This is a genomic window from Pseudonocardia nigra (assembly GCF_019396355.1).
GTDB lineage: Bacteria > Actinomycetota > Actinomycetes > Mycobacteriales > Pseudonocardiaceae > Pseudonocardia > Pseudonocardia nigra.
In genome coordinates this window covers 1-20,876 of record NZ_JAHKRK010000136.1, presented here as the reverse complement: position 1 = coordinate 20,876, position 20,876 = coordinate 1, and the positions used below count along the sequence as shown (strand labels likewise).

General features: G+C 70.9%; 17 protein-coding genes. 8 read left to right on the top strand and 9 right to left on the bottom strand.

Going from position 1 to position 20,876, the window contains the following annotated elements; all coding sequences use genetic code 11:
- Positions 1-143 precede the first annotated feature (143 nt).
- The 6 genes from mmsB to gltB form a co-directional block, all read right to left on the bottom strand.
- Complete coding sequence (gene mmsB, locus KME75_RS26920) at positions 144-1,394, bottom strand: multiple monosaccharide ABC transporter permease (RefSeq protein WP_219417678.1); 1,251 nt, start codon at positions 1,392-1,394, stop codon at positions 144-146.
- Positions 1,391-2,929 (bottom strand): multiple monosaccharide ABC transporter ATP-binding protein, encoded by a 1,539-nt coding sequence (gene mmsA / locus KME75_RS26915; RefSeq protein ID WP_219417683.1) that lies wholly within the window; start codon positions 2,927-2,929, stop codon positions 1,391-1,393. The genes mmsB and mmsA overlap by 4 nt, the downstream gene beginning before the upstream one ends.
- Positions 2,930-2,944: 15 nt before the next feature.
- Complete coding sequence (chvE, locus tag KME75_RS26910; protein WP_308283109.1) at positions 2,945-4,087, bottom strand: multiple monosaccharide ABC transporter substrate-binding protein; 1,143 nt, start codon at positions 4,085-4,087, stop codon at positions 2,945-2,947.
- A gap of 205 nt (positions 4,088-4,292) precedes the next feature.
- Complete coding sequence (lexA, locus tag KME75_RS26905) at positions 4,293-4,994, bottom strand: transcriptional repressor LexA (protein WP_219417682.1); 702 nt, start codon at positions 4,992-4,994, stop codon at positions 4,293-4,295.
- A gap of 94 nt (positions 4,995-5,088) precedes the next feature.
- Positions 5,089-6,543, bottom strand: coding sequence for a glutamate synthase subunit beta (locus KME75_RS26900; protein ID WP_219417676.1), 1,455 nt, complete (start codon positions 6,541-6,543; stop codon positions 5,089-5,091).
- On the bottom strand, positions 6,536-11,080 hold the full coding sequence (gene gltB / locus KME75_RS26895; protein ID WP_219417675.1) for a glutamate synthase large subunit: 4,545 nt from the start codon (positions 11,078-11,080) through the stop codon (positions 6,536-6,538). Before gltB ends, KME75_RS26900 begins: the two co-directional genes overlap by 8 nt.
- Before the next feature lie 514 nt (positions 11,081-11,594).
- Here gltB and KME75_RS26890 point away from each other — a divergent pair.
- A complete protein-coding gene (locus tag KME75_RS26890; RefSeq protein ID WP_219417674.1) occupies positions 11,595-12,326 on the top strand; it encodes a (2Fe-2S)-binding protein in 732 nt (243 codons plus the stop codon).
- 147 nt (positions 12,327-12,473) lie between these two features.
- On the opposite strand, the gene KME75_RS26885 is transcribed toward KME75_RS26890, so the two are convergent.
- From KME75_RS26885 to KME75_RS26875, 3 genes are read right to left on the bottom strand one after another with little or no spacing between them, the layout of a single operon-like run.
- The gene (locus tag KME75_RS26885; protein WP_219417673.1) at positions 12,474-12,848 is read right to left on the bottom strand and encodes an Asp23/Gls24 family envelope stress response protein; all 375 of its coding nucleotides are present in this window, start codon (positions 12,846-12,848) and stop codon (positions 12,474-12,476) included.
- On the bottom strand, positions 12,848-13,435 hold the full coding sequence (locus tag KME75_RS26880) for an Asp23/Gls24 family envelope stress response protein (protein ID WP_308283108.1): 588 nt from the start codon (positions 13,433-13,435) through the stop codon (positions 12,848-12,850). Before KME75_RS26880 ends, KME75_RS26885 begins: the two co-directional genes overlap by 1 nt.
- Positions 13,426-14,034 (bottom strand): RNA polymerase sigma factor, encoded by a 609-nt coding sequence (locus tag KME75_RS26875; RefSeq protein WP_308283107.1) that lies wholly within the window; start codon positions 14,032-14,034, stop codon positions 13,426-13,428. The genes KME75_RS26880 and KME75_RS26875 overlap by 10 nt, the downstream gene beginning before the upstream one ends.
- A 98-nt stretch (positions 14,035-14,132) precedes the next feature.
- On the opposite strand from KME75_RS26875, the gene KME75_RS26870 reads away from it, so the two are divergent.
- The 7 genes from KME75_RS26870 to KME75_RS26840 all read left to right on the top strand — a co-directional run bounded on the left by KME75_RS26870 (position 14,133) and on the right by KME75_RS26840 (position 20,755).
- Positions 14,133-14,471 carry a hypothetical protein gene (locus tag KME75_RS26870; protein WP_219417672.1) on the top strand — a complete coding sequence of 113 codons (339 nt, stop codon included), beginning with the start codon at positions 14,133-14,135 and terminating at the stop codon, positions 14,469-14,471.
- A 155-nt stretch (positions 14,472-14,626) separates the two neighbouring features.
- Positions 14,627-16,084: a trigger factor gene (tig, locus tag KME75_RS26865; protein ID WP_219417671.1), complete on the top strand. Its 1,458-nt coding sequence runs from the start codon at positions 14,627-14,629 to the stop codon at positions 16,082-16,084.
- Between the two features lie 173 nt (positions 16,085-16,257).
- Complete coding sequence (locus KME75_RS26860) at positions 16,258-16,869, top strand: ATP-dependent Clp protease proteolytic subunit (RefSeq protein WP_219417670.1); 612 nt, start codon at positions 16,258-16,260, stop codon at positions 16,867-16,869.
- A complete protein-coding gene (locus KME75_RS26855) occupies positions 16,866-17,516 on the top strand; it encodes an ATP-dependent Clp protease proteolytic subunit (RefSeq protein WP_281424709.1) in 651 nt (216 codons plus the stop codon). Before KME75_RS26860 ends, KME75_RS26855 begins: the two co-directional genes overlap by 4 nt.
- 207 nt (positions 17,517-17,723) lie before the next feature.
- On the top strand, positions 17,724-19,001 hold the full coding sequence (gene clpX / locus KME75_RS26850; protein ID WP_219417669.1) for an ATP-dependent Clp protease ATP-binding subunit ClpX: 1,278 nt from the start codon (positions 17,724-17,726) through the stop codon (positions 18,999-19,001).
- A 225-nt stretch (positions 19,002-19,226) separates the two neighbouring features.
- Positions 19,227-20,618, top strand: a complete 1,392-nt coding sequence (locus KME75_RS26845; protein ID WP_219417668.1) for an OFA family MFS transporter — start codon at positions 19,227-19,229, stop codon at positions 20,616-20,618.
- On the top strand, positions 20,615-20,755 hold the full coding sequence (locus KME75_RS26840) for an MFS transporter small subunit (RefSeq protein WP_219417667.1): 141 nt from the start codon (positions 20,615-20,617) through the stop codon (positions 20,753-20,755). The genes KME75_RS26845 and KME75_RS26840 overlap by 4 nt, the downstream gene beginning before the upstream one ends.
- The last annotated feature ends 121 nt before the right edge of the window (positions 20,756-20,876 follow it).

The window sequence follows — 20,876 nt, the reverse complement described above, 5'->3', positions numbered from 1 at the left end:
GGGAAGGCCCCCAGGCCTCAGACTTTGCTTCGGGCTAGACGCACCAATGCCAACCGAGCTCAGCCGGACCCGACCCGATTCTCATACCTCGTGGCGGCCGAAGGCCATGGGGGACTTTGCTGCAATCGGGGGGCCGGACTCGCTCAGCGCGACGCGCCCGCCCGGCGCTTGTTGTAGACGTCGAAGGCCACGGCCAGGAGCAGCACGAGGCCCTTGACCACCGACTGGATGGACTGGTCGATGCCCATGAGCTGCATGCCGTTGCTCATCACGGCCATGATCAGGCCACCGACCATGGCACCGACGACGGTCCCCACTCCGCCGGTCACGGCCGCGCCGCCGATGAACGCCGCCGCGATCGCGTCGAGCTCGAACATGTTGCCCGCGCCCGGCTGGGATCCGTTGATCCGGGAGGAGTAGATGATCCCGGCGACCGCGGACAGCAGCCCCATGTTGACGAAGATCCAGAAGTTGACCGTGCGGACCTTGACGCCGGAGAGCATGGCCGCCGACAGGTTGCCGCCGATGGCGTAGACCTGCCGGCCGAAGACCGTCCGCCGCGTGACGACCCCATAGGCGAGCACCAGCACCGCCAGGATGATCAGCACGACCGGCAGGCCGCGGGCGTGCGCGAGCTGCCAGGCGAAGTACATGACCACGGCCCCGACGAGCACGACCCGCGCGACGAACAGCGGGAACGACTCGACCGGCTGCTGGTAGGTGATGCGGGCGACGCGGGTCCGGAACCCGCTGACCGCGTAGCCCGCCACCGCGATCGCGCCGATGAGCAGCGTGAACGCGTCGTAGCCCTGGCCGCCGATCAGGCCGTTGAGGAAGCCGTTGGCCACCTCCTGGTACTCCGCCGGGAACGGCGAGAGCGAGATGTTGTCCAGCACCCGCAGCGTCAGGCCGCGGAACAGCAGCATGCCGGCAAGGGTGACGATGAACGCGGGGATGCCGACGTAGGCCACCCAGAAGCCGTGCCATGCGCCGACCGCCAGGCCGACGCCCAGCGCGGCGAGGATCCCGACCCACCACGGCATGCCCTGCTGGATGACCACGACCGCCGAGACGGCGCCGGTCAGCGCCACCACCGACCCGACCGAGAGGTCGATGTGCCCGGCGATGATCACGATGACCATGCCGATCGCCAGCACGAGGATGTAGGAGTACTGCAGGACGATGTTCGTGATGTTGATGGGGCTGAGCAGCACCCCGTCGGTGAGGATCGCGAACAGCGCCACGATCGCCACGAAGGCCACGTAGATGCCGCTCTGGCGCAGGTTGCGGGTGAGCAGCGTGCGGATGTCGCTGGTCCCGGTGTGCAGCGCCGCGGCGGGCCTGCCGCCCGGCTCCTCGGCCGGGTCCGTCTGCGACGGCGCGGTCCTGGTCATCCGGCGAGTTCCCTCTCCGTGGTCATGAGCGCCATCAGGCCCTCCTGGGTCGCCTCGCGCACCGGCACCTCACCGGTGATGCGACCGGCGGACAGCGTGTAGATGCGGTCGCAGATGCCGAGCAGCTCCGGCAGCTCGGACGAGATCACGAGCACCGCCTTCCCGGCCGCGACCAGCCGGTTGACGATCGTGTAGATCTCGTACTTCGCGCCGACGTCGATGCCGCGGGTGGGCTCGTCCAGGATCAGCACGTCCGGGTCGGTGAACAGCCACTTCGACAGCACGACCTTCTGCTGGTTGCCGCCGGAGAGCTTGCCCACGACGCTCATGACGCTCGGCGCCTTGATGTTCATGTTCCGGCGGCTCTCCTCGGCGACCTTGGTCTCCTCGTTGCCGTTGACCCAGCCGCGCCGCGACAGCTTGCGCAGCCCGGCCGCCGAGACGTTGCGCCGGATGTCCTCGATGAGGTTGAGCCCGTACTTCTTGCGGTCCTCGGTGGCGTAGGCGATGCCGTTGCCGATCGCCTCGGCGACCGTGCGGGCGCGCACCTCCGTGCCGCGGACGAACAGCCGCCCGGAGATGTTGCGCCCGTAGGACCGCCCGAAGATGCTCATCGCGAGCTCGGTGCGTCCGGCACCCATGAGCCCGGCGATCCCGACGACCTCGCCGGCACGGACCGTGAGGCCCGCGCCGTCGACGACCTTGCGGTCCTGGGTCGGGTGCCAGACCGTCCAGTCCTCGACCCGCAGCACCTCCTCCCCGGGCGCCGACTCGCGCTCGGGGTAGAAGCTCTCCAGGTCGCGGCCGACCATCCCGCGGATGATCCGGTCCTGCGTCGCGTCCGGCTCGCGCATGTCCAGCGTCTCGACCGTCCGGCCGTCCCGGATGACGGTGGTGCGATCGGCGATGCCGACGATCTCGTTCAGCTTGTGCGAGATCATGATCGAGGTGATGCCGCGGTCCCTGAGGAGGCGCAGCAGGTCGAGCAGGTGTGCGGAGTCGCTGTCGTTGAGCGCGGCGGTCGGCTCGTCGAGGATGAGCAGCCGCACGTCCTTGGACAGCGCCTTCGCGATCTCCACGAGCTGCTGCTTGCCGACTCCGAGCTGGCCGACCGGCGTGACGGGGTTCTCGTGGAGCCCGACCTCGGCGAGGAGCCGCGCCGCGTCCGCGTTCGCCTTGTTCCAGTCGATGAGCCCGCCGCGGCCCTTCCGCTCGTTGCCGAGGAAGATGTTCTCGGCGATCGAGAGGTACGGCACGAGCGCGAGCTCCTGGTGGATGATCACGATGCCCACGCGCTCGCTGTCGCGGATCCCGCCGAACCGCACGGGGCCGCCGTCGAAGGTGATCTCGCCGTCGTAGCTGCCCGTCGGGTGGACGCCGGAGAGCACCTTCATCAGCGTCGACTTGCCGGCGCCGTTCTCGCCGCAGATCGCGTGGATCTCACCGCGCTGCACCGCCAGGTTCACGTCCTCCAGCGCCGTGACGCCGGGGAAGGTCTTGGTGATGCCGCACATCTGCAGGATGTGCTCGGCCATCTGATCAGCCACCGGTCAGCTCGCTTGGCCGCTGGCGACCTCCTCGGCCGTCCAGTAGCCGGTGTCGACGAGCACGGACTGGATGTTGTCCGCGTACACCGTCTCGATCGGGAGCAGGTAGGACGGCACGACCTTCACACCGTTGTCGTAGGTCTCGGTGTCGTTGGCCTCCGGCTCGCTGCCGCCGAGGAACGCCTCGCCGGCGATGCCGGCCTGCTCGGCCAGCAGACGGGTGTCCTTGAAGATCGTGGAGTGCTGGACGCCGTCGGCGATGAGCTTGACCGAGGCGATCTCCGCGTCCTGTCCGGTGATGACCGGCATGGGGTTCTCCGCCGTGCCGTACCCGGCGTTCTGCAGGGCAGTGATGATGCCGCGGGAGATGCCGTCGTAGGGGGAGAGGACGCCGTCGAGGCGCGTGCCGTCGTTGTAGCCGGCGGTCAGCAGGTCCTCCATGCGCCGCTGGGCGGTCTCCTGCTGCCAGCGCAGGATCGCGGCCTGCTCGATGGAGGTCTGGGTGCTCTTGACGACCAGCGTCCCGTCGTCGATGAGCGGCTGGAGCACCGACATCGCGCCGTCGAAGAAGAAGAACGCATTGTTGTCGTCCAGCGAGCCGGCGAAGATCTCGATGTTGAACGGCCCGGTGGCGGAGCCGGGCGAGCCGTCGGCGTTCCGCAGGCCCAGCCCGGTGAGCAGGGCGTTGGCCTGTGCGACGCCGACCTGGAAGTTGTCGAACGTGACGTAGAAGTCGACGTTCTCGCTGTCGCGGATGAGCCGGTCGTAGGCGATGACGGGGATGCCGGCATCGGCCGCGGCCTGCAGCTGGCTGCTCAGCGCGGTGCCGTCGATGGCGGCGATGATCAGCAGGTCGGCGCCCTGGGTGATCATCTGGTCGACCTGTTGCGATTGCGTCGGGATGTCGTCGCCCGCGTACTGCAGCTCGACCTGGTAGCCCGCCTCCTGCAGCTGCTGCCGCACCGAGTCGCCGTCGGCGATCCACCGCTCCGAGGTCTGGGTCGGCATCGACACCCCGACGAGGAGCTCCTCCGCCTCGGCGCCGGTGCCCGCGCCTCCGCCCCCGCCGGCGCCCTCACCGGCGCAGGCCGCCAGTGCGAGCGCCAGCACGCTGCCCACGACAGCCGTTCCGAGCCTTCTGCGCACGTCCATCTCCTCCTCGAGACGCTGCCCTGCTCCGTGAGCCGGCGCTCCTGCCCACCCACCTGGCGGGCGCACCAATGTGAGCGCTAACAGGGGGCAGCGTCAACCCTTTCGAAGGACGGGCGTGCGTCACGGTCTCGTAACACCGGTGGGCGACGACCCAGGTCCGTTCCTTCGCCGAGACCGCGCGCCCCCGGCGGGCTCCTCCTCAGACGCTGCGCAGCACCGAGACGATGACGCCCAGCACAACGCACTCGTCGCCGTCGATGACGTCGTAAGCCGGGTTGCGCGGCTCGAGGTAGACGTGTCCGTTGCGGCGGCGGTACACCTTCACCGTGGCCTCGCCATCGATCATCGCGGCGACGATCTGGCCCGAATGGGCCTCGGACTGCTGGCGCACCACGACGGTGTCGCCGTCGCAGATCGCAGCGTCGATCATCGAGTCACCGCGGACACGCAGAGCGAAGACGTTGCCGCGCCCGGCGAGTTCGCGGGGCAGCGTCAGGAAGCCGTCGACGTGCTCTTCCGCCGCGATGGGAGTCCCCGCGGCGATATCGCCGACCACGGGCACGGGCACCGAGTCGTCGGCGGCTTCCCGCGCCTGGGGCTCTTGCAGGAAGACGCGCACATCGATCGGTCGGCACATCGCCGTGCCACGCCGGAGGAACCCCTTCTCCTCCAGGCTCGCCACGTGCTTCGACACCGACGACGGCGACCGCAGTCCGACGGCATCACCGATCTCGCGCGTACTCGGCGGGTACCCGTACCGGACCACCCAGTCCCGGATCGCGGCCAGGATCCGCTGCTGACGCGGCGGCAGCGTCGAGGTGTCCAGGTGCTCGAACGCATCAAGGTCATCGGAGACGGGCACCGCCGGATGATACGGGCGACCAGACACGAGTCCGGACATGCGCACGGCCGCCACCAGGTGTGCCTGGTGTCCGCAGATGCAGATCGGGCCCGGATCCGTGCGAATCCGGGCCCGATCGACGTGCGTCGGTGTGTCAGGCGATCTGGCGGTCCGTCGGCGCGATCGGGCGGGGGAGGACGTCCCGACCCGTCAGGTAGGCGTCCACCCCGGCCGCGGCCGCGCGGCCCTCCGCGATCGCCCAGACGATCAGGGACTGGCCCCGGCCCATGTCGCCCGCCGAGAAGACGCCCTCGACGTTCGTCATGTAGCTGTCGTCGCGGGCGACGTTGCCGCGCTCGTCCAGGTCGACGCCGAGGTCGGAGAGCAGCTTGCCCTTCTCCGGCCCGACGAAGCCCATCGCGAGCAGCACCAGCTGCGCGGGGATCTCCCGCTCGGTGCCCTCGACCGGCACGAACCGCCCGTTGTCGTCGCGGCGCACCTCGACGAGTCGCAGGGCCTGCAGCTTGCCGTCGGCGTCGCCGACGAACTCGGTGGTGTTCACCGAGAACAGCCGCTCGCCGCCCTCCTCGTGGGCGGACGACACCCGGTAGACTATCGGGTAGGTCGGCCACGGCATGCCCTCGGTGCGCTTCTCCGGGGGCGTCGGCATGATCTCCAGCTGCGTCACCGACGCGGCACCCTGCCGGTGGGCGGTGCCCAGGCAGTCGGCGCCGGTGTCACCGCCACCGATGATCACGACGTGCTTGCCCTCGGCGCTGATCGCGGGGGCGTCGATGTCGCCCTGCTGCACGTGGTTGGCCCACGGCAGGTACTCCATCGCCTGGTGGACGCCCTCGACCTCGCGGCCGGGTGCCGGCAGGTCGCGCCAGGCGGTGGCCCCGCCCGCGAGCACCACGGCGTCGTAGTCGGCCCGCAGCTGCTCGACGGTGATGTCCGTGCCGACGTCCACCGATGCGCGGAAGTGCGTGCCCTCGTCGCGCATCTGCCGCAGCCGCCGGTCGAGGCGCGACTTCTCCATCTTGAACTCGGGGATGCCGTAGCGCAGCAGGCCGCCGATCCGGTCGGCCCGCTCGAAGACCACGACGTCGTGCCCGACGCGGGTGAGCTGCTGGGCCGCCGCGAGCCCGGCGGGCCCGGACCCGACCACCGCGACCTTCTTCCCGGTCCTGGTGGCGGGCACCTGCGGCGCGATCCAGCCCTCCTCCCAGGCGTGATCGACGATCTGCAGCTCGATCTGCTTGATCGTCACGGCGTCGTCGTTGATCGCCAGCACGCACGCCGACTCGCACGGGGCGGGGCAGAGCGTCCCGGTGAACTCCGGGAAGTTGTTCGTGGCGTGCAGCCGTTCGATCGCCTCGCGCCAGTCCTTGCGGTAGACGAGGTCGTTCCAGTCCGGGATGAGGTTCCCGAGCGGGCAGCCCTGGTGGCAGAACGGGATGCCGCAGTTCATGCAGCGCGCCGCCTGCTTCTCCAGCTTGCCGTCCGGGAACTCCTCATAGACCTCGCGCCAGTCCATCAGGCGCAGGTCGACCGGACGGCGCGTCGGGGCCTCGCGAGGGGTGGTCAGGAATCCCTTCGGGTCACCCATGAGCCGCCTCCATGATCGCTTCATTGACGTCACGGCCGTCGCGCTCGGCCGCCGCGCGGGCCTGCAGCACCCGCTTGTAGTCCTTGGGCATGACCTTGCCGAACCGCTCGACGGCGACGTCCCAGTCCGTCAGCAGGGCGTGGGCCACCGCCGAGCCGGTCTCGGCGTGGTGGCGCTCGACCGTGCTGCGCAGGAACTCGCGGTCGGCGTCGTCGAGCGGGTCGACGTCGACCATCTCGCCGTTGACGCGGTGGCGGGGCACGTCGAGTACGTACGCGACGCCGCCCGACATGCCGGCCGCGAAGTTGCGCCCGACCCTGCCGAGCACGACCACGCGGCCGCCGGTCATGTACTCGCAGCCGTGGTCACCCACGCCCTCGACGACGGCGAGCGCGCCGGAGTTGCGCACGCAGAATCGCTCGCCGACGACGCCGCGGATGAACATCTCGCCCGACGTGGCCCCGTAGCCGATGACGTTGCCGGCGATGATGTTCTCCTCGGCCGCGAACGGCGCGGCCGGGTCGGGCCGCAGCGTGAGCCGCCCGCCGGACAGCCCCTTGCCGAAGTAGTCGTTCGTGTCGCCGACCAGCCGCAGGGTGATGCCCTTCGGCACGAAGGCGCCGAAGCTCTGCCCTGCCGAGCCGCTGAGCGTGACGTCGATCGTGTCGTCCGGCAGGCCCTCGCCGCCCCAACGCCTGGTGAGCTCGTAGCCGAGCATCGTCCCGACGGTGCGGTTGACGTTGCGCACCGGCATGTCCAGGTGCACCTTGTCCCCCGAGGACAGCGCGCCCTCGCACAGCTGGATCAGCGTGTTGTCCAGCGCCTTCTCCAGCCCGTGGTCCTGGGCCTTCACCTGGTGGCGCACCGTGCCGGGCGGCAGCTGCGGGCTGTGGAAGATCGGCGAGAGGTCCAGGCCCTCGGTCTTCCAGTGCCGCACCGCGTCGTCGGTGTCGAGCATCTCCGCATGCCCGACGGCCTCGGCGACCGAGCGGAAGCCCAGCTGCGCCAGGTACTCGCGCACCTCCTGCGCCACGAAGCGCATGAAGTTGACGACGTACTCCGGGCGCCCGTCGAACCGCTTGCGCAGCTCGGGGTTCTGCGTGGCCACGCCGACCGGGCAGGTGTCGAGGTGGCAGACGCGCATCATGATGCAGCCCGACACCACCAGCGGCGCCGTCGCGAAGCCGAACTCCTCGGCGCCCAGCAGGGCGGCGACGACGACGTCGCGGCCGGTCTTGAGCTGGCCGTCGGCCTGCACGACGATCCGGTCGCGCAGCCCGTTGACCAGCAGCGTCTGCTGGGTCTCGGCGAGGCCGAGCTCCCACGGCCCACCCGCGTGCTTGATCGAGGACAGCGGCGACGCGCCGGTGCCGCCGTCGTGCCCGGAGATGAGCACGACGTCGGAGTGCGCCTTCGCCACGCCCGCCGCGACCGTGCCGACCCCGACCTGCGACACGAGCTTGACGTGCACGCGCGCCGCCGGGTTGGCGTTCTTCAGGTCGTGGATCAGCTGCTTGATGTCCTCGATCGAGTAGATGTCGTGGTGCGGCGGCGGCGAGATCAGCCCGACGCCCGGCGTGGAGTACCGGGTCTTGGCGATCCAGGGGTAGACCTTGCCGCCGGGCAGCTGGCCGCCCTCGCCGGGCTTGGCGCCCTGCGCGATCTTGATCTGGATGTCGTCGGAGTTCACCAGGTACTCACTGGTGACGCCGAAGCGCCCGGAGGCGACCTGCTTGATCGCCGAGCGCCGCGAGTCGCCGCCTGCGTCCACGGTGTAGCGGTCGGCGTCCTCGCCGCCCTCCCCGGTGTTGGACTTGGCGCCGAGCCGGTTCATCGCGATGGCGAGGGTCTCGTGCATCTCCTTGGAGATGGACCCGTAGGAGATGGCGCCGGTGGCGAACCGCTTGACGATGTCCTCGACCGGCTCGACCTCCTCGATCGGGACCGGCGGGCGCACGCCCTCCTTGAACCGGAAGAGGCCACGCAGCGTCATGAGCTTACCGGCCTGCTCGTCGACCTGCCGCGTGTAGTCCTTGAAGATCTCGTAGCGGCCGGAGCGGGTGGAGTGCTGCAGCTTGAAGACGGTCTGCGGGTTGAACAGGTGCAGCTCGCCCTCGCGGCGCCACTCGTACTCGCCGCCCACCTCGAGCGAGCGGTGCTGCGCGCGCACCTCGTCGCTCGGGAACGCCTTGCGGTGGTTGCGCAGCACCTCCTCGGCGAGCACCTCGAAGCCGACGCCACCCAGCCGGGACGTGGTGCCGGCGAAGCAGGAGTCGATGACCTCGCGGCCGAGCCCGATGGCCTCGAAGATCTGCGCGCCCGTGTAGGACGCCACCGTGGAGACACCGATCTTCGACATGGTCTTGCGCAGGCCCTTGCCGAGCGCCTTGACCAGGTTCTTCGCCGCCGTCGGGGCGTCCACGCCGGGGATGTCGCCGCGCAGGGCGAGGTCCTCGACCGTGGCCATGGCCAGGTACGGGTTCACCGCGGCCGCGCCGTAGCCGATCAGCAGCGCGATGTGGTGCACCTCGCGGGCGTCCGCGGACTCGACGACGAGACCGACCCTGGTGCGGGTCCTCTCGCGCACCAGGTGGTGGTGCACGGCCCCCGTGAGGAGCAGCGACGGGATCGCCGCGTGGTCGCGGTCGACCCCGCGCTGCGACAGGACGATCAGGCGCGCGCCGTCCGCGATGGCCTGCGAGACCTCCGCCTTGATCTCCTCGAGCCTGCGGACGAGGCCCGGGCCGTCCTCGGCCACCGGGAAGAGGCCGCGGACGGTGTGCGAGGCGAAGCCGGGGAACTCCCCGTCGTCGTTGATGTGCACGATCCTGGCGAGGTCGTCGTTGCCGAGCACCGGGAACGGCAGCGCGATCGTGCGGCAGGTGGCCGGGCTCGCGTCGAGCAGGTTCTGCTCCGGGCCGAGCAGCGACCCGAGCGAGGTGACGAGCTCCTCGCGGATCGCGTCCAGCGGCGGGTTCGTGACCTGAGCGAACAGCTGCGTGAAGTAGTCGAAGAGCTGCCGCGGACGCTGCGAGATCCCGGCGAGCGGCGCGTCGTTGCCCATCGACCCGATCGGCTCGGCCCCCGTGGCCGCCATCGGCTTGAGCAGGACGTTCAGCTCCTCCTCGGTGTAGCCGGCCGACCGCTGGCGGTGGGTGAGTGCGGCGTGCGTGGGCACCTCGCGCTCGCGGGCGGGCAGGTCCTCGAGCCGGATCAGGCCGGCGTGCAGCCACTCGGCGTACGGGTGCTCCGCCGACAGCGCGCCCTTGATCTCGGCGTCGTCGACGATGCGGCCGGCCTCGGTGTCGACCAGGAACATGCGGCCCGGCTCGAGGCGGCCCTTGCGCACCACGGAGCCCGGCTCGACGTCCAGGACGCCGACCTCGGACGCGAGCACGACCGTGCCGTCCTCGGTGACCCAGTAGCGGGCCGGGCGCAGGCCGTTGCGGTCGAGCACGGCGCCGATCTGCGTGCCGTCGGTGAACGCGACGAGCGCGGGCCCGTCCCACGGCTCCATGAGGGTGGAGTGGAACTCGTAGAAGGCCCGGCGGGCCGGGTCCATCTCCTCGTGGTTCTCCCACGCCTCCGGGATCATCATCAGCACCGCGTGCGGCAGGCTCCGCCCGCCGAGGTGCAGCAGCTCCAGCACCTCGTCGAAGGTGGCCGAGTCGCTCGCGTCCGGCGTGACGATCGGGGAGAGCCGGGCCAGGTCGCCGGGGATGAGGTCGGACTGCAGGAGCGCCTCGCGCGCTGCCATCCAGTTCCGGTTGCCGCGCAAGGTGTTGATCTCACCGTTGTGCGCCACGTACCGGTACGGGTGGGCCAGCGGCCACGCCGGGAACGTGTTGGTGGAGAACCGCGAGTGGACGACGGCGAGCGCGCTCGTGACCCGTTCGTCCGACAGGTCCGGGTAGAACGCCTCGACCTGCGGCTCGGCGAGCATCCCCTTGTAGACGAGGGTGCGCGGCGACAGGCTCGGGAAGTAGGTGCCGGTGGCGTGCTCGGCGCGCTTGCGCAGGCAGAAGGCACGGCGCTCCAGCTCGATGCCGGTGGGTGCGTCGTGGTCCTCGACGCCGGCCACGAACAGCTGGCGGAAGCCCGGCATGGCGGCGCGCGCGGTGGGCCCGAGGTCGGCGGCGTCGGCGTCGACGGGCAGGTCGCGCCAGCCGAGCACCCGCAGGTTCTCCTCGGCGGCGATCCGGTCGATCTCCGCGACCGCCGCGTCCGCATCGGAGGTTTCGGTCGGCAGGAACGCGGTACCCACGGCGTAGGAACCAGCCGCAGGGAGCTCGAAGTCGACGACGGCCCGGAAGAACTCGTCGGGGACCTGGATCAGGATCCCCGCACCGTCGCCGGTGTTGAACTCGGCGCCACGGGCGCCGCGGTGCTCCATGCGCAGCAGCGCAGTGAGCGCCTTGCGGACGATGCCATGGTCGCGCCGACCGGCGAGGTCGGCGACCATGGCGACGCCGCATGCGTCGTGCTCGAAGTCCGGGGAGTACAGCCCCTTCGAGGTACCCGCTGAGTTCGCAGCCAAGAGTGCCTCCTGTCGTCTCGGTGCACCCCGACATCTGGCATCGGGACGACGTGATTAGTTGGGAACGAGAATATCTGGCCACCCCGGCTTCACACCCGTTCCGCGTCTGACGGATGCGTGACGATCGAGCGCCATAGAACGTGCGACGAGCCGGACGGACGTGTCGCCTCGGACGCCGGCACGACGACCGGACGCCGTCGTGGGGCGTCGGCCGGCTCTACGCGCGGGGTGCGAGCGCACGCGTCAGCGGGTGCGGGTTCGCGGGCAACAATGTCGCATGTGAAGTGGCCGTTCGCCAGTGCGAGCGTGAGTGACCACCGTGACCAGCGCGCAGGGCGCCGGTCGGCCCACCGGATGAGGTAGTGTGTACGGCCGGTTTCGTACCGGTGACGGCCGCTGGCGCCGGGAACTGCCGGGCCCCGACCCCCGACACTGTACTCACGGCGCCACGGTCCGGTGAGCGCGCCGTCGACGTTCGTGACGAACGTCGCGACAGGTCGGGAGGAGCGCTGGGATGAGCGACGTTCGGGCGGTGCTGGCCGACGTCGCCGGGCTCGGACCGTTCTTCGCCGTGGCCACCGACCCGGCCGAGGCCGTGGACCCCACCTGGCGGCCCATGACCGAGCTCTACGCCGACCCGCGGCCGCTGCGGGATCGGATCGCGCACGTCGGGCGGGTGCTCGGCAGCGACCGGCGGGTGGCGGCGTCGATCGCGTTCCAGGGGCTCGCCGCCGTCGTGGTGTCGGCGCCGTTCGCGGCGGCCGTCCTGCACGGGGTACTTCCGCGGCTGGACGCCGGGCGCCTGCACTGGCGAGCCGCGGCGAGCGGGCCGCTGCAGCTGTGGTGCGCCGAGCCGGATGCGGACGGGGTGCCGGAGAGCGACGCGGCCGGCGACGCACTGGCCGCCGCCGTGTCCGACGAGCACCTGGCGCCGCTCGTCGCCGCGGTGCGGGCGCAGGTCCCGATCGCCGAACGGCTGCTGTGGGGGAGCGCGGCCTCGGCGGTGGCGAGCGCCGAGCGGCTGGTCGCGATGCAGCGCCCGGCCGCGGCCGGAAGGGCCGCCGCGGTGGCCGAGCGGCTCCTCGGGACGGGCGAGCTGGCCGGCACCGGGGAGCTGCTCCCGCCCGTTGCCCCGGATCGCGTGTGGACGTTCCGCCGGCGCAGCTGCTGCCTCTACTACCGCGTGCCCGGCGGCGGGCTCTGCGGCGACTGCGTCCTCCACAACCGCCGCGTCCCCCGACGCTGACGACCCGGGCGACTCGCCTGGCGGACCCGGGCGACTCGCAGGGAGAAACCGGGCGACTCGCGGAGTCCCGCGAGTCGCCCGTTCCGAACACGCGAGTCGCCCGGTCTCGACAGGCGAGTCGCCGGGTTCTGACGTGCGAGTCGCCGCTCAGTCGAGCAGGACGTCGGCGATCGTCACCGACACCACGATGTCCAGGCCGGTGTAGGCCCCGACCTCGGCGGCCACGTCCCGCTGCAGGGCCTGGGCCAGGTCGCGGCAGTTGTGGCCGAGACGGGTCACGATCGTCACCGACACCTCGGCCGAGGTGCCGTCCACGGCGGCGCTCACCCCGTCGGCGGGCAGCCAGGACTGGTCCTGCCCGAGCACGGCGCCGGCGATGCCGAGCAGCGCCTGGGCGAGGCTCGTCCGCAGCGCCACCACACCCGGCACGCCGCGGGCGCTGCGCGCGGCCACGCGCGCGACCACCGCGTCGGTGACGTGCACGCGCACGGCGGGCGCCGGCCCGGTGCCGGGCCCGGTCATCACGGCTCCCCGAAGACGTCGACGACATCGATGTCCACCCGGCGCACCGGCACGCCCAGTGCCTGCTCGCCCGCCGCGATGACCATCTGCCGCACCCGGGCGGTCACGGACGCGAGGTCGACGCCGAACCGGGCGGTTACCGTCATGGAGACGGTCGCGGCGGGCGGTTGGCCGGCAGCGTCGGCGAGCTGCTCGATCCGGCAGCTGCGGGCCCGCAGCCCGCCCATCCGGTCGACGACGTGGCGCAGCACCGCCGCCGCGGCGGGCCTGCTCAGCCGGGCGGGCCCGTGCGGCGAGTGCAGGGTGAGCACGTCGTGCGGGCGGAACTCGGTGACGACGGCGGTCATCACCCGGTCGAGCACCGACGCCGGCGGCTCGACCTCCTCGGCGGCCATCCGGTGCACGACCGAATCGAGGCCGCGCGCGTCGGCGAAGGCCGCCCGGCAGTGCGGGCAGTCGCGTTCGTGCTCGTCCGGCGGCGCGCCCGCCTCCGCGCGGTCCCACACGAGGGCGGCGTCGCGGCCGCACGCCAGCGGGTCGACGGGCGCGGCGGCGCCGGGCTCGGCCGGGTCGGGTGTCACCGCCACGGTCGCATCACCTCCGCCAACTGCACGCGCGCCCGGTGGATCCGGCCGCGCACCGCGTCCTCGCTCGCCCCTGTGATCTCGGCGATCTCGGCGTACCCGAGACCCTCCAGCTCCCGCAACACCCAGCAGATCCGCAGCTCGTCGCGCAGGCCCTGCAGCGCCCGCCCGAGGGCCGCCATCCCCGCGTCGATCTCGGCGGCCCGCTCCGGCGAGTCCGGGGCCACGAGCCCGGTGTCGAGCTGGTCGACCGGCAGCGGCCGCCGCCTGCGCAGCATCCCCAGGCAGCGGTTGGTGACCACCCGGTAAATCCAGGTGGAGAACGCCGAGTCCCCGCGGAACCGGCCGATCCGCCGCCACGCGTCCAGCAGCGCCTCCTGCAGGGCGTCCTCCGCCTCCGCGGCGTCACCCATCACACGCACGGCGAGCCGGTAGAGCGCGGCCTGGTGGCGCCGGGCGAGCTCCTCGAAGGCCCGGACGTCCCCCTCCTGCGCGCGCACGACCAGCGTCTGCTCGTCGAGCTCCGCCGCGGCCGACCGCGGCTGCGCCTGCTCCGCGGGCGCGGGCTCCGCCTGCTGCACCCAGCCCTGGCTCGCCGCCACCGAACTCCGTCCCGGAAGGCCCGATCTGATCGCTGCCACGATAGCCGGAGAGGGAGCTCGCGGAGCGATCGGACGGCGCAGGCGGCTACCCTGCGCCGGTGCCCGCCACGGTCCCCGACGGCGCCGCCGAGATCGCGGCCCGGATCGCGGCCGCCGTCCGCGCCCACCCCGACGTCGCCCGGCTGGACGCAGGCCCTCACGGGGTCGTCGCGTCCTACCTCCCGGGCAGGCGCCGGATCGCCGGTGTGCGGGTGGGGGTCGGCACCGAGCCGGTCGAGCTCGCCGTCGTCGTGCGGCTGGGCACCCCGCTGCCCCGGCTGGCCGACGAGCTCGCCGCGGTCGTGCACGAGCTCGTCGGACCGGTCGCCGTCGAGGTGACGTTCTGCGACGTCGTGGCAGGCCCCGAAGCCGTCCCCGACCCGTCGCACCGGCCCTGACCACGCCTGCGGTGGGCGGACGGCGTGGGCGTGCGCGTCTCGCCTAGACTCGCGAGGGCGACCGGCCGCGCGCGCCCCGGCGCCGCGTCCGGCTGCCTGAGGACTGCCCGACTGCGGTCCGCACTGTCGTTTCCAGCACCGAGGAGTACCCCACCGTGAAGAGCACCGTCGAGCGGCTGAGCCCGACGCGAGTCCGGATCAACGTCGAGGTGCCGTTCGACGAGCTCAAGCCGGACTTCGACCGCGCCTACAAGAAGATCGCGCAGCAGGTCCGGGTCCCGGGGTTCCGCCCCGGCAAGGTCCCGGCCCGCATCATCGAGGCCCGCCTGGGTCGCGGCGTGGTCCTCGAGGAGGTCGTCAACGGGGCCGTCCCCACGAAGTACAGCGAGGCCGTCACCAACTCGGAGGACGTCACCCCGATCGGCCGCCCCGACATCGAGGTCACCGAGATCGCCGACGGTGACAAGCTGGCGTTCACCGCCGAGGTCGACGTCCGCCCGGAGATCGCGCTGCCCGAGCTCGACTCGCTCGCCGTGTCCGTCGACGACGTCGAGGTCACCGACGCCGACGTCGACGAGCAGCTGGAGAACCTGCGGGCCCGCTTCGGCACGCTCACCGGCGTCGAGCGCGCCGCAGGCACCGACGACTTCGTCCTCATCGACCTGTCGGCCACCGTCGACGGCGAGACCGTCGAGGAGGCCACCACCACCGGCTTCTCCTACCAGGTGGGCCAGGGCGGGCTGATCGACGGCCTCGACGAGGCGATCCAGGGCCTGTCCGCGGGTGAGTCGAAGACCTTCACCTCGAAGCTGGTCGCCGGCGAGCACGCCGACAAGGACGCCGAGATCACCGTCACGGTCACCGCCGTGAAGGAGCGTCAGCTGCCCGAGGCCGACGACGAGTTCGCCCTGCTGGCGAGCGAGTTCGACACGCTCGAGGAGCTCACCGCCGACCTGCGCGACCGCCTCGGCCGGGTGCGGAAGATGGAGCAGGTCACCCAGGCGCGCGACAAGGTGCTCGACGCGCTGGTCGACGCCACCGAGGTGCCGCTGCCGGAGAGCGTCGTCACCGCCGAGGTCGACTCCCGCGTGCACGACGCCGTCCACGGCTTCGACCACGACGAGGACCGCTTCGCGCAGTTCCTCGAGTCGCAGGGACGCACCCGCGAGGAGTTCGACACCGAGACCAGGGACGAGGCGGAGAAGTCCGTGCGCACCCGGCTCGTGCTCGACGCGCTGGCCGATGCCGAGCAGGTCTCGGTGAACGACCAGGAGCTCACCGAGCGGATCGTCTACCAGGCGCAGCAGTACCAGATGCCGCCGGAGGAGTTCGTCCAGCGCATCCAGCAGGCCGGTCAGCTGGGCGCCATCTACGCCGACGTCCGGCGCAGCAAGGCGCTGATCACCGCGGTCCGCGCGGCCACGGTGACCGACGCCTCCGGCAACGAGGTCGACCTCTCGGAGCTGCTGGGCGACGACGACACCGAGCCCACCGAGGTGCCGGGCGAGGTCGTCGAGGACACCACGTCCGACGAGGCGGCGGGCGCCGAGGACACCGCTGCCGAGGACACCGGCGCGGCCGCCGAGGAGAAGCCGGCGCCGGCCGGTTCCTGATCCGGGGTCGCCACGCCGACAGCGAACACCCCGGCTGTACGCGGCGGGCCCGGCGTCCGTCCGCGTAGGGTCGGATCCGAACAATCACACGCGAGCTGACCAGCAGAAAGCAGGGTGAAGTGACGCATGCGGACACCGGCCCGCGTAGCGCGGACCGTCTGATGGGAGCGGACATGCGACGGGGCGGGGCCCCGGCGTCGATGACGCTGTCCGATTCCGTGTACGAGCGGCTGCTGCAGCAGCGGATCGTGGTGCTCGGACAGCAGGTCGACGACGAGATCGCCAACCGGATCGCGGCGCAGATGCTGCTGCTGTCGGCCGAGGACTCACAAGCCGACATCTCGCTGTACATCAACTCGCCGGGTGGCTCGGTCACGGCCGGGATGGCCATCTTCGACACGATGGAGTTCATCGAGTGCGACGTGGCCACCTACGCGATGGGGCTGGCCGCCTCGATGGGCCAGTTCCTGCTCTCGGCCGGCACGCCCGGTAAGCGGTACGCGCTGCCGCACTGCCAGATCCTCATGCACCAGCCGTCGGCGGGTGTCGGTGGCACCGAGTCGGACATCTCGATCCAGGCGGAGCTGTTCAAGCGCCACAAGCGCGAGATGGCGGAGCTGATCGCCGCGCACACCGGCCAGCCGGTCGAGAAGATCGTCGCCGACTTCGACCGGGACCGCTGGTTCTCCGCGCAGGAGGCGCTCGAGTACGGCTTCGTCGACCACGTGATCTCCCGCGCCGGGCAGCTCCCCGACGCGGGTAGCCAGAACGGGAGTGCTCGATGAGTTTCCAGATGCCCGGTGGCCGCGCCCCGCAGGGCGCCCAGAGCCGGTACGTGCTCCCGTCGTTCGTCGAGCGCACCAGCTACGGGGTCAAGGAGTCCAACCCGTACAACAAGCTCTTCGAGGAGCGCATCATCTTCCTCGGGGTGCAGATCGACGACGCGTCGGCCAACGACGTCATGGCGCAGCTGCTGTGCCTGGAGTCGGCCGACCCGGACCGCGAGATCAGCATGTACATCAACTCGCCCGGCGGCTCGTTCACGTCGCTGATGGCGATCTACGACACCATGCAGTTCATCCGGCCCGACATCCAGACGGTCTGCCTCGGGCAGGCCGCGTCGGCCGCGGCGGTGCTGCTGGCCGCCGGCACCCCCGGGCGCCGGCTCGCCGTGCAGAACGCGCGGGTGCTGATCCACCAGCCGGCCACCGAGGGCTTCTACGGCCAGGTGTCGGACCTGGAGATCCAGGCCGCCGAGATCTCCCGGATGCGCAAGCTCCTGGAGTCGACGCTGGCCAAGCACAGCAACCGCACTCCGGAGCAGGTGCGCGACGACATCGAGCGCGACAAGATCCTCACGGCCGAGGAGGCCAAGGAGTACGGGATCGTCGACGAGATCATCCAGAGCCGGAAGCTGTCGGCCGTCGGCTGAGACCCGGTCAGGGTCCGGTCCCGGGGCGGGTGCGCCCGCCCCGGGGCGCCGCGATCGAGCGGCTCCGCCAAGAAACTCGACGCGTCGCCGAATCCGGGTGCAGCGATGCTCCCCGGGGGAGGCGTCGGACGGGTACCGTCACGACTGGGCGCGCCTCCCGGACTCGCCGGACGGGGCGGCACAAAAGAGGATTTGGGGTCTGCACTCATGGCACGCATCGGCGACGGCGGTGATCTGCTCAAGTGCTCGTTCTGCGGAAAGAGCCAGAAGCAGGTCAAGAAACTGATCGCCGGTCCTGGCGTCTACATCTGCGACGAGTGCATCGATCTCTGCAACGAGATCATCGAGGAGGAGCTGGCCGAGGCCGGTGAGGTCAAGCTCGACGAGCTGCCCAAGCCCGCCGAGATCCACGACTTCCTCGACCAGTACGTCGTCGGGCAGACCCAGACGAAGCGCACGTTGTCGGTGGCGGTCTACAACCACTACAAGCGCATCCAGGCAGGCGACAAGCGGGGTTCCGACGGCGACGGCGTCGAGCTCGCGAAATCGAACATCCTCATGCTCGGCCCCACGGGCTGCGGCAAGACCTACCTCGCGCAGACACTCGCGAAGCTGCTCAACGTCCCGTTCGCGATCGCCGATGCCACGGCGCTCACGGAGGCGGGCTACGTCGGCGAGGACGTCGAGAACATCCTGCTCAAGCTCATCCAGGCGGCCGACTACGACGTCAAGCGGGCCGAGACCGGGATCATCTACATCGACGAGGTCGACAAGATCGCCCGCAAGTCGGAGAACCCGTCGATCACCCGGGACGTCTCCGGTGAGGGTGTTCAGCAGGCGCTGCTGAAGATCCTCGAGGGCACCACGGCGAGCGTGCCGCCGCAGGGTGGGCGCAAGCACCCGCACCAGGAGTTCATCCAGATCGACACGACGAACGTGCTGTTCATCGTGGCCGGGGCGTTCGCGGGCCTCGAGAAGATCATCGGTGACCGGGTGGGCAAGCGTGGGCTGGGCTTCGGCGCCGAGATCAGGTCGAAGAACGACCTGGATACGTCGGCGAGCTTCGGCGAGACCATGCCCGAGGACCTCATCAAGTTCGGTCTGATCCCCGAGTTCATCGGCCGTCTGCCGGTGGTGGCCTCGGTGACCTCGCTGGACAAGGAGGCCCTGGTCAAGATCCTCACCGAGCCCCGCAACGCCCTGGTGAAGCAGTACCAGAAGCTCTTCGAGATGGACGGCGTGGAGCTGGAGTTCACCGACGACGCGCTGGAGGCGGTGGCCGACCAGGCCATTCTGCGCGGCACCGGCGCCCGCGGCCTGCGGGCGATCATGGAAGAGGTGCTGCAGTCGGTCATGTACGACATCCCGAGCCGCGACGATGTGGCGAAGGTGGTCGTCACCGAGCAGACGGTGCGCGAGAACGTGAACCCCACGATCGTGCCGCGGCAGCCGGCGCGCCGGGAGCGGCGCGAACGGTCCGCCTGACGGCTCGTACCTCCGAACGCCGGTCCGCACCTGGTGCGGGCCGGCGTTCGGCTTTTTGCGCGTCGCGCCCGTTCGTCGGCCGTTCGTCGACCGTTCGGCGACCGTTCGGCGGGTTGCGGGGCCGGTCGGCGATCGCCCGAGCATCGACATCGCCAGCAGTTGCGAGCGCATCTATCGCGAATCTAGGTTCACCCGATCGCTCGACCCCGTTCCGAGGGAGATGCCATGGCCGGCGGGTTTCTGCAACGCGAGCGCATCGTCGCGCCGCCGGGCTGGAGCCGATGGCTGGTTCCGCCCGCGGCGCTGTCGATCCACCTCGCGATCGGGCAGGCCTACGCGTGGAGCGTGTTCAAGACCCCGCTCGCGTCGACCATGCTCGAGGGCAACCCGGCCGCCGGGACCCTGACGGCGCTGCCCTTCACCCTCGGCATCGTGATGCTGGGCGTGTCCGCCGCGGTGTTCGGCACCGCCGTGGACCGCAACGGGCCGCGCTGGGCGATGTTCATCGCGACCGTGTGCTTCTCCACGGGCTTCCTCGTGTCGGCGCTCGGCGTGGCGATCGGGCAGTACTGGCTGGTCATCCTCGGCTACGGGGTGATCGGCGGCATCGGCCTGGGCATCGGCTACATCTCCCCGGTGTCCACGCTGATCAAGTGGTTCCCGGACCGGCCGGGCATGGCCACCGGTCTGGCGATCATGGGCTTCGGTGGCGGTGCGCTGATCGCGTCGCCGTGGTCGGCGTCGATGCTGAGCGGGTTCGGCGCCACCGGTGACGACCCCCAGGCGAGCGGCATCGCACTGGCCTTCCTCGTCCACGGCATCGTGTACGCGATCTTCATGACCGTCGGCTGGCTCCTCATCCGGGTCCCCGCCGACGACTGGAGGCCCGCCGGGTGGCACCCGGAGCAGGCGAAGTCCGGATCGCTCATCACCACGGCCAACGTCTCGGCCAACAACGCGATCCGCACGCCACAGTTCTGGCTGCTGTGGGTGGTGCTGTGCTTCAACGTCACGGCGGGCATCGGCATCCTCGAGCGCGCCGCGCCGATCTTCCGGGACTACTTCCCGGACGCCGGCACCGAGATCGTCGCCGCCGCCGCCGGGTTCGTCGCGATCCTGTCGCTCGCCAACATGTCGGGCCGGTTCATCTGGTCCTCGACGTCCGACCTCATCGGCCGCAAGAACATCTACCGCGTCTACCTGGGCGTGGGCGCGCTGCTGTACCTGTTGATCACCCTGATGGGGAACGGTAACCAGGCGCTGTTCCTGATCGCGTCGATGCTGATCCTGTCGTTCTACGGCGGCGGCTTCGCGACGGTGCCCGCCTACCTGCGCGACCTGTTCGGCACCTACCAGGTGGGTGCGATCCACGGCAGGCTGCTCACCGCGTGGTCGACCGCGGGCGTGCTCGGACCCGTGATCGTCAACGCGATCGCCGACACTCAAATCGCCGCGGGCGTCGAAGGACCGGGCCGGTACACCCTGGCGTTCTGGATCATGATCGGGCTGCTGGTGGTCGGCTTCGTCTGCAACGAGCTGATCCGGCCCGTGCACAAGAAGTACCACGAGCCCGCGTCCGGCGCGGCGACGACCAGGACGGGAGCGCAGGCGGCATGAGCACATCCGCGGACGCCGGTGGACGGAACGGCCGACCGCCCGCCATCGCCTGGCTGGCCTGGGTGTGGGTCGCCGTGCCGTTCCTGTACGGGCTCTACCAGCTGGTGATCAAGATCCCGGCGCTGTTCGGGGGCTAGAGCGTGTCCCTTGGATCATGGGACGGGGTCGCGGAGCCAGATCCTGATCGAGGCGACGTCGATGGTTCCGCGGAACATGTAGTCGCGCTTGTCGTAGCGGGTGGCGACCGCGCGGTGGCCC